General features: G+C 66.2%; 19 protein-coding genes. 6 read left to right on the top strand and 13 right to left on the bottom strand.

Annotation, left to right across the window (positions count from 1 at the left end):
* Positions 1–7 precede the first annotated feature (7 nt).
* Positions 8–307 (bottom strand): DUF1244 domain-containing protein, encoded by a 300-nt coding sequence (locus tag ACFQ24_RS11690; protein WP_380911374.1) that lies wholly within the window; start codon positions 305–307, stop codon positions 8–10.
* A 117-nt stretch (positions 308–424) separates the two neighbouring features.
* Between ACFQ24_RS11690 and pyk the strand changes: the two genes are divergently transcribed.
* Positions 425–1,891 (top strand): pyruvate kinase, encoded by a 1,467-nt coding sequence (gene pyk, locus ACFQ24_RS11685; RefSeq protein ID WP_380911372.1) that lies wholly within the window; start codon positions 425–427, stop codon positions 1,889–1,891.
* Between the two features lie 148 nt (positions 1,892–2,039).
* Here pyk and ykgO read toward each other — a convergent pair whose 3' ends face one another.
* Positions 2,040–2,165, bottom strand: coding sequence for a type B 50S ribosomal protein L36 (ykgO, locus tag ACFQ24_RS11680; RefSeq protein WP_004210176.1), 126 nt, complete (start codon positions 2,163–2,165; stop codon positions 2,040–2,042).
* Positions 2,166–2,365: 200 nt separating this feature from the next.
* On the opposite strand from ykgO, the gene ACFQ24_RS11675 reads away from it, so the two are divergent.
* Positions 2,366–2,980 (top strand): hypothetical protein, encoded by a 615-nt coding sequence (locus tag ACFQ24_RS11675; RefSeq protein WP_380911370.1) that lies wholly within the window; start codon positions 2,366–2,368, stop codon positions 2,978–2,980.
* A complete protein-coding gene (locus ACFQ24_RS11670) occupies positions 2,977–4,107 on the top strand; it encodes a M14 family metallopeptidase (RefSeq protein WP_380911368.1) in 1,131 nt (376 codons plus the stop codon). Before ACFQ24_RS11675 ends, ACFQ24_RS11670 begins: the two co-directional genes overlap by 4 nt.
* Before the next feature lie 16 nt (positions 4,108–4,123).
* Here ACFQ24_RS11670 and ACFQ24_RS11665 read toward each other — a convergent pair whose 3' ends face one another.
* From ACFQ24_RS11665 to ACFQ24_RS11640, 6 genes are all read right to left on the bottom strand, one after another.
* On the bottom strand, positions 4,124–4,402 hold the full coding sequence (locus ACFQ24_RS11665) for a DUF2218 domain-containing protein (protein WP_380911366.1): 279 nt from the start codon (positions 4,400–4,402) through the stop codon (positions 4,124–4,126).
* Between the two features lie 2 nt (positions 4,403–4,404).
* A complete protein-coding gene (locus ACFQ24_RS11660; RefSeq protein ID WP_380911364.1) occupies positions 4,405–5,046 on the bottom strand; it encodes a PadR family transcriptional regulator in 642 nt (213 codons plus the stop codon).
* Positions 5,047–5,143: 97 nt separating this feature from the next.
* Entirely contained in the window at positions 5,144–6,382 is a 1,239-nt protein-coding gene (locus ACFQ24_RS11655; RefSeq protein ID WP_380911362.1) for a threonine synthase, read from the bottom strand.
* Positions 6,383–6,488: 106 nt separating this feature from the next.
* Entirely contained in the window at positions 6,489–7,040 is a 552-nt protein-coding gene (gene grpE / locus ACFQ24_RS11650) for a nucleotide exchange factor GrpE (protein ID WP_380911360.1), read from the bottom strand.
* Positions 7,037–8,080 (bottom strand): heat-inducible transcriptional repressor HrcA, encoded by a 1,044-nt coding sequence (gene hrcA, locus ACFQ24_RS11645; protein WP_380911358.1) that lies wholly within the window; start codon positions 8,078–8,080, stop codon positions 7,037–7,039. The genes grpE and hrcA overlap by 4 nt, the downstream gene beginning before the upstream one ends.
* A gap of 44 nt (positions 8,081–8,124) precedes the next feature.
* Positions 8,125–8,634 carry a DUF6438 domain-containing protein gene (locus ACFQ24_RS11640; RefSeq protein ID WP_380911356.1) on the bottom strand — a complete coding sequence of 170 codons (510 nt, stop codon included), beginning with the start codon at positions 8,632–8,634 and terminating at the stop codon, positions 8,125–8,127.
* A gap of 94 nt (positions 8,635–8,728) precedes the next feature.
* On the opposite strand from ACFQ24_RS11640, the gene rph reads away from it, so the two are divergent.
* Together rph and rdgB are read left to right on the top strand one after the other, a co-directional pair.
* A complete protein-coding gene (gene rph / locus ACFQ24_RS11635; protein WP_380911354.1) occupies positions 8,729–9,445 on the top strand; it encodes a ribonuclease PH in 717 nt (238 codons plus the stop codon).
* A 114-nt stretch (positions 9,446–9,559) separates the two neighbouring features.
* A complete protein-coding gene (rdgB, locus tag ACFQ24_RS11630; RefSeq protein WP_380911352.1) occupies positions 9,560–10,189 on the top strand; it encodes an RdgB/HAM1 family non-canonical purine NTP pyrophosphatase in 630 nt (209 codons plus the stop codon).
* Here the strand turns inward: rdgB and ACFQ24_RS11625 are convergent.
* Positions 10,186–10,920, bottom strand: a complete 735-nt coding sequence (locus ACFQ24_RS11625; RefSeq protein ID WP_380911350.1) for a CAP domain-containing protein — start codon at positions 10,918–10,920, stop codon at positions 10,186–10,188. The genes rdgB and ACFQ24_RS11625 overlap by 4 nt on opposite strands.
* On the opposite strand from ACFQ24_RS11625, the gene hemW reads away from it, so the two are divergent.
* Complete coding sequence (gene hemW, locus ACFQ24_RS11620) at positions 10,919–12,091, top strand: radical SAM family heme chaperone HemW (protein ID WP_380911348.1); 1,173 nt, start codon at positions 10,919–10,921, stop codon at positions 12,089–12,091. The two genes, ACFQ24_RS11625 and hemW, sit on opposite strands and share 2 nt — an antisense overlap.
* A 4-nt stretch (positions 12,092–12,095) precedes the next feature.
* Here hemW and ACFQ24_RS11615 read toward each other — a convergent pair whose 3' ends face one another.
* The 4 genes from ACFQ24_RS11615 to xth form a co-directional block, all read right to left on the bottom strand.
* Complete coding sequence (locus ACFQ24_RS11615; RefSeq protein ID WP_380911346.1) at positions 12,096–13,763, bottom strand: M56 family metallopeptidase; 1,668 nt, start codon at positions 13,761–13,763, stop codon at positions 12,096–12,098.
* On the bottom strand, positions 13,760–14,128 hold the full coding sequence (locus ACFQ24_RS11610; protein WP_380911344.1) for a BlaI/MecI/CopY family transcriptional regulator: 369 nt from the start codon (positions 14,126–14,128) through the stop codon (positions 13,760–13,762). Before ACFQ24_RS11610 ends, ACFQ24_RS11615 begins: the two co-directional genes overlap by 4 nt.
* 108 nt (positions 14,129–14,236) lie before the next feature.
* Positions 14,237–14,770 carry a DUF2239 family protein gene (locus ACFQ24_RS11605; protein ID WP_380911342.1) on the bottom strand — a complete coding sequence of 178 codons (534 nt, stop codon included), beginning with the start codon at positions 14,768–14,770 and terminating at the stop codon, positions 14,237–14,239.
* A gap of 63 nt (positions 14,771–14,833) precedes the next feature.
* Entirely contained in the window at positions 14,834–15,610 is a 777-nt protein-coding gene (xth, locus tag ACFQ24_RS11600; protein ID WP_380911340.1) for an exodeoxyribonuclease III, read from the bottom strand.
* Positions 15,611–15,651: the final 41 nt, after the last annotated feature.

The raw sequence follows: 15,651 nt of genomic DNA, 5'->3' as shown, positions 1-15,651 counted from the left end.
CCCGCCCTTAATGGCTGTCGGCGTTCTTCGCCACACTCTCCTTCATGCGGGCGATCTGTTCGGGCGTCGCTTCGCCCTGATGCCGCGCCTTCCAGTCGGCGAAGGGCATGCCGTGGACGATTTCGCGCGCCTCGTCCCGCGTCAGATGGCCGTCCGCCTCCGCGATCCAGTCCGCAAGGCAGTTGCGGCAGAAGCCCGCCGTGCCCATCAGATCGATATTCTGGACGTCCGTCCGGTGCTGCAAATGCGCAACCAGACGGCGGAAGGCGGTTGCAGCGACCGCGTCTGTGAGTATGGTGTCGGCCATCGGCGATCCTTTTCGCTGATCTACATCATCCTGTCGTGCAGCACGGATAACCCATAACGACGCACTGGCAAGGCCATTGGGGCAAGCCAGGGACGATCAAGACGGTCAGGAGAAACCATGACGAAGTTACCGCCCCGCTCGCGCAAGGTCCGCATCCTTGCGACCCTTGGCCCTGCGAGCGACAGCGCGGAGATGATCCGGGCTCTGTTCGTGGCCGGCGCCGATGCCTTCCGCATCAACATGAGCCACGGCGCGCATGAGGATCATGCCAAGCGCATCGCCACCATCCGCGCGCTGGAAAAGGAATTCGCGCGGCCGACCACCATATTGGGCGACCTGCAAGGCCCCAAGCTGCGCGTAGGCACGTTCGAGAAGGGCCTGGCGATCCTGGAGACCGGCGCGCCCTTCGTGCTGGACCGGGACGAGACGCCCGGCGACGCGCGGCGCGTGAACCTGCCCCATCCCGAAATCTACGCCGCGCTGGTGCCCGAGACTCGGCTGCTGCTGGATGACGGCAAGCTGGTGCTGCGGGTGAAGGCGGTCGCCAATGACCGGATCGACACGATCGTCGAGGTGGGCGGCACATTGTCCAATCGCAAGGGCGTCAACGTGCCTGACGTGGTGGTCCCTGTCCCGGCGCTCACCGATAAGGACCGGCGGGACTTGAGCTTCGCGATCAGCCAAGGCTGCGACTGGATCGCCTTGAGCTTCGTGCAGCGGCCCGAGGATCTGGCCGAGGCGCGCAAGCTGATGGGCGGATATGGCGCGCTGATGGCGAAGATCGAAAAACCTTCGGCCGTGCAGCGGCTGGAGGAGATTGTCGAGCTGGCCGACGGCGTGATGGTGGCGCGCGGCGACCTGGGCGTGGAGTTGCCGCCGCAGGCGGTGCCGCCGCTGCAGAAGCAGATCGTCGCGACCGCGCGCAAGCTGGGCCGGCCGGTGGTGGTCGCGACCCAGATGCTCGAATCGATGATCAAGTCCCCCTCTCCCACTCGGGCCGAGGTGTCGGACGTGGCGACGGCGGTCTATGATGGTGCCGACGCGATCATGCTGTCCGCCGAGACGGCGGCGGGCGACTGGCCGGTGGAGGCGGTTGCGATGATGGACAGCATCGCGCACAGCGTGGAGCGCGACCCGGGTTATTTCGGCCGGCTTCATTATACCGAGACGCTGCCCGACCCGACCACGGCAGACGCGCTGGCCGAAGCGGCGGGCAGCATCGTGTCGGTCGTGGGAGCGAGCGCCATCACCTGCTTCACCTCGTCGGGCAGCACGGTGCGGCGCGTGGCGCGCGAGCGGCCGTCCGCGCCCATCCTCGCGCTGACGCCGCGCGCCGACACCGCTCGGAAGCTGGGCCTTACCTGGGGCGTCCATGCCGTACAGACCAAGGATATCGGCAATTTCGAGGAGATGATCGGCAAGGCCCGGCGCATGGCGTTGCGTCACCATATGTCCAAAAAGGGCGGCAAGATCGTCGTGCTGGCGGGCGTGCCGTTCGGGACGCCGGGTTCGACCAACGTGCTGCACGTGGCGGCGATACGCGGCGACGAGTTGAAGGGGCGGGACGAGAAGCCGACTTTTTAACACCAGGCTGACGGGCGGCCGAGACGCCGCCCGTCCGGTACGGCACCCAACATCCACGCGCCGGCCAACGCGAAAAGCGCCCGATCACAAGACCGGGCGCTTTTCGCTTGCAGACCAGGCCACCGTCCGGGGACGGCAGCGGCGCTTGTCAGCCCTGGCGGGCCTTGAAGCGACGGTTGGTCTTGTTGATGACGTAGGTGCGGCCGCGGCGACGGATCACGCGGTTGTCCCGGTGGCGGCCCTTGAGCGACTTGAGCGAGTTGCGGATCTTCATGGCTATCGGCCTTCGATGATTCTGATGTGACTGAAAACTGGAAGCGCTGCCCCTATGGGCGCGACCGGCCAAAGTCAAGGGCGACCGCCGGTCTTTTCCCGCCGTTCATCGCGCGTGCAGCAAGTTCGTGGCTTCACGCGTTGGATGGAATATCACGTGCCGCGCCGTGTAAGCGGTACATGCCCGTTGGAGTTGTCGCCATGACCAAGCCTGTCCTGCTCGCCGCCCTCATTGCCCTGCCGCTCGCCGCCTGCACGACGACCGCCCCCGTCGAGGTCACGCGCTTCCATGTCGCCGATCCGGCGCGCACCGGCACGGTCGCTATCGAGGAAATGCCGGGCAATCCGGACGTCAGTCTGGAGTTCCGCACCTATGCCGGGATCGTGTCGCAGGAGTTGCAGCGAGTGGGCTTCACCCCCGCCCCTTCGGACGCGCAGAGCGACTATGTGGCGCTGGTCAGCCTGGACCGGAGTTTCCGCCCAAGCGGCATCGACAATGGCAGCGACCGACCGGTGAGCGTCGGCGTGGGCGGCGGCTTCGGCAGCGGCGGGGGACGGCGCGGCGGCAGCTTCGGCGGCCTTGGCGTGGGCGTCGGCATCAACCTGTCGGGTAAGCCCAAGGACATCGTGACCACCCAACTGCATGTGCAGTTGCGCCGCCGCGCCGATTCGGCGGCAGTGTGGGAAGGCCGCGCATCGACAGAGGCGAAGCAGGGCAGCCCGGCAGCCCAGCCCGTCGTCGCCGCGCAGAAACTCGCCGCCGCTCTCATCGGGGGCTATCCGGGCGAATCGGGGCGCACTATAACGGTCAAATGACCATCAGCATTTCCAGCGGCTTCGACAGCGGCAATATTCGCGTCCTTTCCATCGACGATAACGCAGGCGGCGTTCGCGCCCATCTGGAGATCGTGACCGATCACCGGAGCGACTTCTATCAATGGTTCCATTTCCGGCTGGCCAATGCGGCCGGCCGCGAAGTGGAACTACGCATCCTCAATTGCGGCGGATCGGCCTATCCGGACGGATGGAAGGGCTATGCGGCGCGGGTCAGCGAGGATCGGGAAAACTGGTTCCTTGCCGACACCGACTATGCCGACGGCGCGCTGACCATCCGCCTGACGCCGGACAGCAACGCGGCGTGGATCGCCTATTTCGCGCCCTATTCGATGGAGCGGCATCATGACCTGATCGCCTGGGCGGCGAGCCAGCCGGGCGTCGAGCATCGCGAACTCGGCCTGACGCTGGACGGCCAGCCGCTCGACCTGCTGACCTTGGGCGACGGGCCGAAGAAGGTCTGGCTTTACGCCCGGCAGCATCCGGGAGAGACGATGGCGGAATGGTGGATAGAAGGCGCGCTGGAGCGGCTATGCGACGAAGAGGACGCCGTCGCCCGCCTGCTACGCCGGGAAGCGACATTTCATATCGTGCCCAACATGAACCCGGACGGCAGCCGGCGCGGCCACTTACGCACCAACGCTGCGGGCGTGAACCTGAACCGCGAATGGCATGAGCCGACGATGGAGCGCAGCCCGGAAGTGAAGCTGGTGCGCGATGCGATGGACGCGAGCGGCGTCGATTTCGCCATGGACGTGCATGGCGACGAAGCGATACCCGCCGTGTTCCTGGCTGGGTTCGAGGGCATCCCGTCGCTGGCGGAAAAGCAGACGCGGCTATACGCGCAGTATCGCGACACGCTGGCGAAGCGCACGCCGGACTTCCAGACACGGCTGGGCTATGCCGTGGCGGGCGTGGGCAAGGCGAACCTGTCCATGTCGACCAACCAGGTGGCGGAACGTTTCGGCGCGGTCGCGATGACGCTGGAAATGCCGTTCAAGGACAATGACGAATTGCCCGACGCAGATTATGGCTGGTCGCCTGCCCGCTCCATCCAGCTCGCGAAGGATTGCCTGGCGGTGCTGGCGGAGATGATCGACGAGATTTAGGCCTGCCCGCGCAGGTCTATCTCCAGTCGAAGGGTAGCGGCGCTTCCTTGAAGGCGAAGCGGTCGAGATGGTCGGCCACAACTTGCTTGAAGCGGTCCACATCCGCGTCGGCGTTCGGCTCCAGCGTCACGACCAGCATGTCCGGCTGCGCCTCCATGCGGAGCGCACCCATCGGGAAGGCGATGTCGCTTTTCTGCGCGTCGAACGTGACCTCGAACTTGTGGCTCCAATGCTTCGAAAGCTGCTGGAGGTAACGGCTGGCGTTGGTCGTGGGCACGGTTGCTGTGACGGTCATGTTCAGAGCCTTTCGATCTTGTGGGCAGCTTCGTCGATCAGGGCGGCGACATCGAGCAGGGTCTGCTCGTCCGCGCCTTCCTTCTCCAGCCGGTTCTGCAGGGCGAAGCGCAGATTGTGCATCGCGCGGCGGACGGGGCCGCCATCCAGGCGATGCGCCTTCTGCGCGAGATGGGACAGCCGGGTCAGCGCGATGTCGAGCGCAGCCCTGCGCTCCTCCATCTGCGCACGGCCCGCTTCGGTGATGGCGAAGCGCTTGCGGCTGCCCGAGCCGGAGTCCGGTGGCGTCTGCTCGGCGATCAGGTCCATCTCCGCCAGCAGGGTGAGGGTGGGATAGACCACGCCGGGACTGGGGGCATAGGCCTCGCCCGACAGCGCCTCGATAGCGCGGATCAGTTCATAGCCGTGGCGCGGCTCGTCGGCGATCAGCTTGAGCAGGATCAGGCGCAGCATGTCGTTGTCGAACAGACGTCGACGGCCGCCGCTGCGCCCTCCCCGGCCACCGCCGCGCAGGCTGTCATCGTCCAGCGGATCGCCGCCGAAGGGGCCGCGGCCAAAACCGCCGGCCTGGGCATGGTGATGGTGAGGGTGGAAGCCGTGGCGAGCGCCGCCGAACCGGCCATGGGGGAAATGGGGAAATCGCATGGTCGCATCTTTCATATCAGTCATGATGCTATGCGATATATCTTAAAAGTCGCAGCCGTCAAGAATTAAGATGTATCTTAATTGCATTTTGAATGATCTACAGCGCTGCGAAGTCGATCGGGGCGTGGCGGTCCAGCGTTCGGCTCTGGTCCTCCAGCGGATATTTGAGGCCGCTGGCGCAGTTGAACAGTAGCGCGCGTTCGTCGCGTCCGATCAGCCCCTCTTCCAGCGCACGCTGGTAGGCGGCGAGCGTCGCGCCGCCCTCCGGGCAGAGCAGCAGCCCATCGTCGCGCGCGACATCGCGCACCGCCGCCGCGATCGCGTCGTCGGAGACGGCAAGCGCCGCGCCGCCACTTTCCCGGACAGCGCGCAGGATCAGGAAATCGCCCACCGCACGAGGCACGCGGATGCCGGACGCGATGGTATGCGCATTCTCCCAACGCGGCGCAAATTCCTCGCCCGCCTCGAACGCGCGGACCATCGGGGCGCAGCCTTCGGCCTGCACGGCGAACATCTTGGGACGCCTGGAGCCGATGAAGCCGATCTTCTCCAACTCATCGAACGCCTTCCACATGCCGATGAGGCCTGTGCCGCCGCCGGTCGGGTAGAAGATCGCATCGGGCAATTCCCAGCCGAGCTGTTCGGCCAGTTCGAGGCCCATCGTCTTCTTGCCCTCGATCCGATACGGTTCCTTGAGCGTTGAAAAGTCGAACCAGCCGCGCTCCTTGGCGCCCTGCCCGACGATGGCGCCGCAGTCGTCGATCAAGCCGTTGACGCGATAGACGCGGGCGCCCTGCGCCGCGATTTCCCGCACATTCACTCCGGGCGTGTCGGCCGGGCAAAAGATGACCGCTTCCATACCCGCGACGGCAGCATAGGCGGCGAGCGCTGCGCCGGCATTGCCGTTGGTGGGCATGGCGACCTGGGTCACGCCAAGCTCCTTCGCCATCGACACGGCCATGACCAGCCCGCGCGCCTTGAACGAGGCGGTCGGCAAACGGCCTTCGTCCTTGGCGAGCAGATGCGCTCCGCCAAGGCGCGCGGCGGTGCGCGGCAGCGGGAGCAGCGGCGTCGCATGTTCGCCGAGGCTGACGATGTTGGCGGTCTGCCGCACGGGAAGCAATTCGCGCCAGCGCCACAGGTCCATCGGCCGGGCGGCCAGCGCTTCCTTCGTCAGCGTGGCGCGCACGCCGTTCAGATCATAGCGCACCAGCAGCGGCTTGCCCGCCGCCGACAGCCCATGCAGCCGATCAGCCTCATAACGCTCCCCCGTCAGCGAACATTCGAGATGGGTGACGAAGGTCGGGCGATCCGCGGTGAGGTTGAGGTCGTGCAACGATAATCTCCGTTCGGGCTGAGCTTGTCGAAGCCCCGCCCTTCTTTTCTAGAAAGTGGGGGCCTTCGACAGACTCAGGGCGAACGGGACAAACAAGCCGGTTTGTTTATTCCGGCTTCTTCGCAACGCTGACCATGGCGGGGCGGAGCAGCCGGTCCTTGATCATGTAGCCGGCCTGCATTTCCAGCAGGATCGTGCCGGGCTCCGCCTCGTCGGAGGGGACTTCCATCATCGCCTGATGCTTGTTCGGGTCGAGCGGCTGGCCGACCGACTCCAGCTTCGTGATGCCGTTGCGGCCGAACACGCTCTCCAGTTCGCGGCCGGTGGCTTCCAGGCCGACAACCAGGCCCTTGAACTTCTCGTCCTCGCGCAGCTCGGCCGGAATGGCGGCAAGCGCGCGGCTGAGATTATCCGCGACCGACAGCATGTCGCGGGCAAAGGCGGTGGCGGCATAGGCGCGCGCGTCGGCCAGTTCCTTTTCCAGCCGGCGGCGCACATTCTGCGTGTCGGCATGGGCGTAGAGGATGTCCTGCTTAGCGGCGGCAAGTTCCGCCTCCAGCGCGGCGAGGCGATCCGTGCCAGCGTCTCCGGCGGGCGCAGCGTCTTCGGGCAGGACGTCCACGATTTCGGTATTTTCCAGATTCTTGTCTTCGGTCATCTCATCAATCTCGACAGCGTCTGTGCAGTGAAGTCCACCATGGGGATCACCCGCGCATAGTTCAAGCGCGTGGGGCCGATCACGCCGACCACGCCGACGACCCGGCCGTCCGCGCCACGGTAGGGCGCGGCTATGACCGAAGAACCCGACAGGGAAAAGAGCTTGTTTTCCGATCCGATGAAGATTTTGGTCGCACTGCCCGCAAGCGCGCCGCGCAGCAGGTCGAGGATGTCCTGCTTGCCTTCGAGCGCTTCGAGCAATTGCCGGGCACGTTCGAGGTCGGCGGCGGCGGAATCGTCCAGCAGATGGGATTGTCCCCGCACGATGAGGACCGGACGGTCGTCCGCATCGTGCGACCAGACGGCAAGGCCGCGCTCCACCAGATCGCGCGCCGTGTGGTCGAGCGCGCTGCGCTCCGCCTCCATTTCGCGCGCGAGCACCTCCCCCGCCTGACGCAGGGTCAGGCCACCGAAGCGGGCGGACATGAAATTGGCGGCTTCGTTAAGAGCAACCGCGCTGACGCCTTCCGGCAGGTCGAGCACGCGGTTTTCGACCGACCCGTCCTGCCCCACCAGCACGGCGAGCGCCTGGCGCGCGTTCAGGGGGACAAAGCCGAATTGGCGCAGCACCGGCTCGCGCTTGGGCACCATCACGATGCCGGCGCAGGCGGACAGGCCAGACAGGGTTGCCGTGGCGGCGGAAAGCGCCTCCTCGATCGGGCCGCTTTCAGCGATCCCCGCCTCGATCGCGCGCCGTTCCTCGGCCGAAGGCTCCGCCGCCTGCATCATGCCGTCGACGAACAGGCGCAGGCCCGTTTCGGTGGGCATCCGTCCTGCCGACGTATGGGGCGCGGCGAGCAGGCCCAGTTCCTCCAGATCCTGCATCACGTTGCGGATGGAGGCTGGCGACAGGCTGAGCGAGGCGATCTTGCTGATCGTGCGCGATCCCACGGGCAAACCCGTGCCAAGATAGCTTTCCACCACCAGGCGAAAGACATCGCGCGCACGATCGTTGAGTTCGGAGATCGGGGTGACCGACATGCCTTCCTATCTAGGGGAAGGACGCGCGCCCCTCAAGATGGCGCTTAGGGAGTCACCGCCTTGGGGTTGAGCATCGTTTCGATGTCCAGGATCTTCGGCACGGAGGCAATAGCGACGCGCAGCCTGCCGTGGCGCGCATCCATGCAGCCCGATTGATATTCCAGCTTCGTCGCCGGCCGGTCGGGCCGCGACCATTCCACCACATAGCTTGGCATGTCGGTGGCGAAGCGGTCACAATCCTGCCCCTGCGCGATGCGCTTCGTCGTGCCCGCTGCCGGACGATAGGGCGCAAGCGTCGCGACCAGCCGGCGATATTGCGCGGTCGTGACGGTGAAGCGGGTGGGACCGGGAACGGAAGTGAAGCGCTGCGGCTCCAGCAGGCCGGCCCCGTCGGGCGATACCTGAAGCGTGTAGGCGGGACAGGCGCCGAAGCAGCGGCCCGCGGTAAAGCGGATCACGTCGCCCGGCGCCTTGGGCGGTTCAAGCCTCTCCGTCTCCGCAGCGCAGCCCGCGAGCACAAGCGTGGCGACCGCAACCATGATTTTCTTCCTCATACGTCCTCTTATCGTCCGCAGACGCGTCTGCCCACTGGCAACTGACGCCATCGGACGCTAAGCGCCGTCTCCTGATCGTTTCGGAGTAACAGATATGCGTCCTTCCGGCCGCGCGCCCGACCAGATGCGCGACATCACCATGGAGCCCGGCTTCACCATCCATGCCGAAGGAAGCTGCCTCGTCAGTTTCGGCGATACCCGCGTGCTGTGCACCGCGTCGGTCGAGGAGAAGGTGCCGCCCTTCCTGCGCGGCAAGGGATCGGGCTGGGTCACGGCGGAATATGGGATGCTGCCCCGCGCCACCCACACGCGCGGCAGCCGCGAAGCGGCAAAGGGCAAGCAGTCGGGCCGCACGCAGGAAATCCAGCGCCTGATCGGCCGGTCGCTGCGCACCATCGTGGATCTCAAGAAGCTCGGCGAGCGTCAGATCGTGATCGATTGCGACGTGATCCAGGCCGATGGCGGCACGCGCACGGCGGCGATCAGCGGCAGTTGGGTCGCGCTGCGCATCGCGGTGGACAAGCTGCTCGCCAGCGGCGCGCTCAGCGAAGACCCGATCATCCAGAAGGTCGCGGCGATCAGCTGCGGCATCTATCAGGGGACGCCAGTGCTGGACCTCGACTATGCCGAGGACAGCAATGCCGAAACCGACGCCAACCTGATCCTGACCGGCGACGGCAAGTTCGCGGAGGTGCAGGCCACGGCGGAAGGCGCGGCCTATGACGAGGAAGAACTGCTTCGGCTGCTGCGCCTCGCCCGCATCGGCTGCGCGAAGATCTTCGCGGCGCAGGACAAGGCGACGGGGCGGTAATTCATAATATCCGTCACCCCGGGCTTGACCCGGGGTCTCGCTTCCCTTGACAGCTAGTGACGGACGAAAAGCGGGATCCCGGCTCAGGGCCGGGATGACGAGAAGGAAAGAATGATGTCGGACGATTTCGGACAGGAACAGGCGATCCGCAAGCTGGCGCCGGGCAAGCTGGTGATCGCCAGCCACAATCCGGGCAAGGTGCGCGAGATTGCGGCGCTGCTCGGCCCCTATGGGGTCGAGCCGATTTCCGCCGCGTCGCTCGACCTGCCCGAACCGGAGGAAACCGGCACCACCTTCATCGCCAATGCGGAGCTGAAGGCGATGCAGGCGGCCGACCTCTCGGGCCTACCCGCGCTGGCCGACGACAGCGGCCTGTGCGTGGAGGCGCTGGGCGGCGATCCGGGGCTGTTTTCGGCGCGCTGGGCAGGTCCGAACAAGGATTTCGGCCTTGCCATGCAGAAGGTGTGGGACGGGGTGGAAGCGAAGGGACCGGATGCCGGCCATGACGCGCATTTCATCTGCGCGCTCGCGCTCGCCTGGCCCGACGGTCATGTCGAAGCGTTCGAGGGGCGGGTCGACGGCATGCTCGTCTGGCCGCCGCGCGGGGACAAGGGTTTCGGCTATGATGCGATGTTCCAGCCGTTGGGGCATGGCATCAGCTTCGGCGAGATGGACCCCGACGCCAAACATGCGATGAGCCACCGCGCCGACGCCTTTGCAAAGCTGGTGGCAGCAGTCTTCTAGCGCGACCCCTCGCCGGTCGTAGCCATGGCGAGCGTGGCTTCGTCGGCGTCGAACGGACCCTTGCCATAGGCGTTGCCCGCCGGGAAATAGCGGCAGACGAGATATTCATAGTCTCGCCCGTCGCCCAGCGCGCAGCCGACCTTCTGCGTGCCGCGCCAGATCATCTGGGTATAGTGCGCGACCTCCTGCCAATGGCCGGTGGCGCTGAAATCCGGTAGCTTTGCCGTGGATATGAAGTTGCGCTTTTCGTCGAGGAAGGCCTGCGCCATCACCTGATAGCTGTAGAGGCGGCGCGGCCCCATCCAGAGATTTTCGCCGCTGGGTGTCGTGCGACTGGCGCGGCTGCTGTGACGATATACGCCCGTCCGCGCCATATCCGTCGCATAGCGGGCCGCGTCCGCCGCCAGCGCGTCGTCCCATGCCAGCGGCGCATGACCCAAGGCCACTCGTTCGTCATTATGGGCGTCGAGCATGGCCTGACGCAGCAGGGCGTCGCCCCGCGCCGCCTCCTGCATGCCATAGAAGCTCGCGGCCATGACCGCTGCGGTCGGCGCTGTCGGATAAGCATAGACTTTGCGCGTCGGCATTGCGGCGGCGTGAGCTGAAGCGGGCAGCGGCGGCGTGGGCATCAGCGCCTCGGACGCTATGGCGGCATTAGCACCGCCGAGCAACACCACGCACAGCGCCCATGGCAAGCCGCGCCAAAGGCGGCTAGGGAAGCCCCCGATCATGTCCGTAAATCCCCGACTCCTGCCGACCAGCGGCGAGCCTCTGGCTTTATATATCCATTGGCCCTTTTGCGTTTCCAAATGTCCTTACTGCGACTTTAACAGTCATGTCCGCGACGCCATCGACATCGATGCGTGGCGCGACGCATTGCTGGCGGACATGGCGCATGAAGCCGGCTTGACCGGAGGCCGACCGCTCGCCTCCATCTTCTTCGGCGGGGGCACGCCTTCGCTGATGCCGCCAGCGTTGGTGGAACGGCTGATCGCGGCGGCGGAAGAGCATTGGGGCTTCACGCCCGGCATAGAGATCACGCTGGAGGCGAACCCCAATTCGGTGGAGGCGGCGCGCTTCGCCGACCTCGCGGCGGCGGCCGTCAATCGCGTGTCGTTGGGGCTGCAGGCGTTGGACAATGAAGCACTGCTTTTCCTCGGCCGCGCGCATGATGCGACCGAGGGGCTCGCGGCGTTGGAGACGGCGCAAGCCGTCTTCCGCCGGGTGAGCTTCGACCTTATCTATGCCCGGCCGGACCAGAGCGAAGCGGACTGGGAGGCGGAACTGCGACGCGCACTGTCCTTCGGCACGGGGCATCTGTCGCTCTATCAACTGACCATCGAGCCGGGCACGCGCTTCGCGACGCTGGTCGCGCAGGGCAAGCTGACCCCGGCCAATCCGGATCATGGCGCGACCCTCTATGAACTGACGCAGGCGATGACGGGCGCAGCCGGCATCCCCCCCTATGAGATCAGCAATCATGCCCGTCCGGGCGAAGAGAGCCGGCACAACCTGACCTACTGGCGCTATGGCGACTATGTCGGGATCGGGCCGGGCGCGCATGGCCGGCGGGGCGGCATGGCGACGCTGCGCCACAAGAAGCCGGAAAACTGGATGAGCGGCGTTGCGCGCAATGGCCATGGCATCCAGGGCGAGGAAAGCCTGTCTGCGCAGGACAAGGCGCGCGAGGCGCTGCTGATGGGGTTGCGGCTGGGCGAAGGGGTCGATCTGGCGCGGATCGCGGCGCTTTCAGCGGTGCCGGCATGCCAGTTGATCGACGGGCAGGCCATGCACCAACTCCAGCGCCACGGCCTCGTCCATCTCGACGGTGCCCGGCTGCAGGTCACGCCGGGCGGGATGTTGCTGCTCGACGCGATCCTGCCGGAAATCGTGGCGGTCTGAAGGATCAATCGTCGTCGCGGTCAAGCGCGGCGATATCCCGGTCGATGTCGCGCAATGCCTCGTCCCGGTCGGACGGCAACAGCGACGCGTTCAATATCTGCATGCGCGCGGTCATGAGGCCGCGCCGCGCTGCCATCTTGCCCATCCGCTCGGCATAGGCGGCCTGGCGTTCGGCCATGGCCTCCATCCGCTTTGCCTGGGCTTCGGCCAGACGGGCCTGCGTTTCGCCGTGAATTTCCGCGCGGTGCGCCTGCGCTTCTATGGCGCGATTGCAGATGCGCACGCGAACGTGGCGCTTGCCGTTGCTGTCGACCCATTCGCGATGGCTGGTCATCTGCTCGCTGCCGCCGTCGCAGCCTTCGCGCACGTCGATCACCGGGACCATGCGCGCGATCTCCCGCTCCGTGGGAATGGCATGGGTTTCGACGCGTCCGTCGGCATGCGTCACCACGATGCGGTTCCTTTCCGACCGGACGATCGGCGGCGCAGGAGGCGTGGGCGGGACCGGCGCGATCATGTCGGAGGCAGGCGCGACCGGGGCAACGGGGGCGACCGGCGCGACAGGCCAGGCATCCGCATGACCCGGCGACGATGCATGAGCGGCTGGCGCGGCGGGAACGGCCGGCGATGCCGGTGCGGCCGGCAGGGCATCCGCAGCCGGGATGCTGGCGGCGGCAGGCTGCGCCACCAGGTTCTTGAGGCGCGTGAAGTCGGCCGCTTCGACCTTTTCGGTGATGGCCGCCATCTGTTGCGCGGCGCGGGTGCCGGACGCGGTGAGCGCCAGGCCGGTCGCCGTGACGAGGGCAACGGCGGCCATGCCCCAGCTGATCCGGCGCAGCGACATGTCATGGTTCGAAAGCATTTTCAGCCTCCCTTTAAGGGCAGTGACGCGGGTCAAGTGGCAGGCGGCGGCGAATTGCCGTCCGCCGGCAGCCTTCAGGATGGCGCGGCCATAGGCATGGGCGGCTTCGCGGCCGTAGAGCGAGAGGACGCGGGCGTCGCAGGCGGTCTCCTGATCCGTACGATAGGTGCGATAGGCAAGCCAGGCGACCGGGTTGCACCAGTGCACCGCCAGAAAGAGGAGCGCGACCATGTTGGCGATCAGGTCGCCCCTCTCATGGTGCGCACGCTCATGCGCGATCGCCATGTCCTGCTCCTGCGCGTCGTAGCGGAGGCCGAAATCGGTCGGCAGGACGATGTAGGGGCGGAACAGGCCGAAGGCGAGCGGCCCCGACGCATTGGGGCTGGTGATGAGGCGGATGCGGCCTTCCTTGCCGAGACCGGTCGCGCCATCCAGCATGTGGCGGCGGAAGCGCGCATAGCCCACGGCCTGCACCATCAGGAAGAACAGCATGCCGATGAACCAGAGGGTGATGCCTGCCTCCAGCCAGGGAAAGGCGGCTTCGGCCGGAATGGGCGTCGCGGTGGCGACAGTCGCGCCTGGCGCGGCGTCCAGAAATGCCGCCAGCCCCGCCTGGTCCACCGCCAGATGCAGCGGAGAGGGATCGACCGCGCTGGGCAACGCCGGCATCAGCATACGCGCGAGCGGCAGCGCCCAGAGCATGTAGGCGGCCCCCGCCCCCAGCCACCGCGCCACCGGCCGTCGCAGCATCATGACCAGCGCCATCAGCAGGGTGGTGGCGATCAGCGTTTCGGCGATCCAGACGCTCATGATCTCAACCCTTTCAGGATTTCCTCAAGTTCGGCGATATCCTCCGCCGTCAACTGATCCTGGCTGGCAAGCTGCGCGACGAGCGGCGACACGCGCCCGCCGAACAGACGGTTCACCAGCCGGCCGGATTCACCGGCGACATAATCGTCGCGCGCCACCAGCGGGCGATACAGGAAACGGCGACCGTCCTGGTCAGCGCCGATCACATCCTTGGCCATCAGGCGCGACAGCAAGGTCTTGACCGTCTGGACGCTCCAGTCGCGATCCTGGGTGACGCGGTCCGCGACCTCGGCCGCGGTCAAGGGTGACTGTTCCCACAGCGCCTCCATCACCACCAGTTCCGCTTCGCTGATCTTCTCGCTCACCTAATTCGACTCGGATCGTTTCAACTACATATGTAGTCGCACCGATTACACTTGTGGTCAATAGCCTCCGCGCGGGTTTGATATCCGCCCCTGCCCCTATTGCTATTGCTATTGCGCGCCCTGCAGGTCGAACGCCGGCGCGGCGAGCGCGCGGCCATGATCACGGATGGCCGAAGGCCAATCGGCGCATAGCGCGTCGAACTGCACTCCGTCCCCGGCATAAAGCGCGCGGATCGCCGCTTCGTAATGCGGGCGGTCGCCGGCCATGGCGGTAAGGAAATGATAGGCGGCGTCCTTGGCGGCGCGGGGCGACGGCGTCTCCGCGTCCGCTTTCCGCGCGGCATCGACCAGCCGGCGCAGCGTGGCGGACGCGCCACCCGGTTGCTGGGCCAGCCAGTCCCATTGGCGCGGCAGCAGCGTGATCTCGCGCGGCTGGACGCCCAGTTTCGGGCGACCGCGTCCTCGGGGCACCGGTTCTGCAGGACCGCGCAGGTCTATATCGACCTGCCGACCGGTCCTGTCATCGAAAAGCAGCACGGCCTGCGCGTCGTCGCCCATGGCGCGCACCGCTTCCCGTACTTCGGCCTCATCGCCGGTGGCGATCCAGATGTCTCCGGCAAAGGCCGTGAATGTGCGTTCCATGTCGAATCTCCTTCGACACAGCATTATAACCCGGATGAAATTCTGTCAATATTACCCGGATAATTATTCCGGTCGAAGCTCGACCCAGGTCGGCGCATGATCGCTCGCCTTTTCCCGGCCGCGAAATTCGCGGTCCACCTGCGCATCGATCAGGCGGTCGGCAGCGGCGGGACTGAGCAGCAGATGGTCGATGCGGAAGCCCGCGTCGCGCGGCCAGGCGTTCATCTGATAGTCCCAGAAGGTCCACACACCGCCCGCGGGATGTCGAGACAGGATGGCGTCGGTCCAGCCATCGCCCAGCAGGCGGCGATAGGCGGCGCGGCTTTCCGGCTGCATCAGCGCGTCATCGGCCATGGCCTTGACCGACCAGGTGTCAACGTCGCGCGGGATGACATTATAGTCGCCTGCCAGCACAGCGGGCACTTCCTCCGCCCAGATTTCTGACGCGCGCGCGCGCAGGCGTTTCATCCAGCGCAACTTATAGTCGAATTTGGGGCCGGGCTGCGGATTGCCGTTGGGCAGGTAGATGGACGCGACGCGCACGCCCTTCACATCGGCTTCGAGATAGCGGCTATGCTCGTCCTCCGGCTCGCCCTCCAAGCCCCGGCGCACCTCCACAGGCGTTTCGCCGCGTGCCAGGATCGCAACGCCGTTGAACCCTTTTTGCCCGTGCCAGATCACGCCGTAACCGGCAGCCTCGATATCCTTGACCGGGAAGGTCTCGTCACTGGTCTTGATTTCCTGAAGGCAGGCGACGTCCGGCCGCGTTTCGTCCAGCCATTCCAGCAGGCGCGGCAGGCGCGCCTTGATGCCGTTGATGTTGAAGGTGGCGATGCGCATGTCCCTTGTCCTTCCGTCATGCCAGCGCAGGCTGGCATCTC

Origin of the sequence: Sphingobium olei, from assembly GCF_042678845.1 — a bacterium.
Lineage (GTDB): Bacteria > Pseudomonadota > Alphaproteobacteria > Sphingomonadales > Sphingomonadaceae > Sphingobium > Sphingobium olei.
This window is presented reverse-complemented; position numbering and strand designations above follow the sequence as displayed.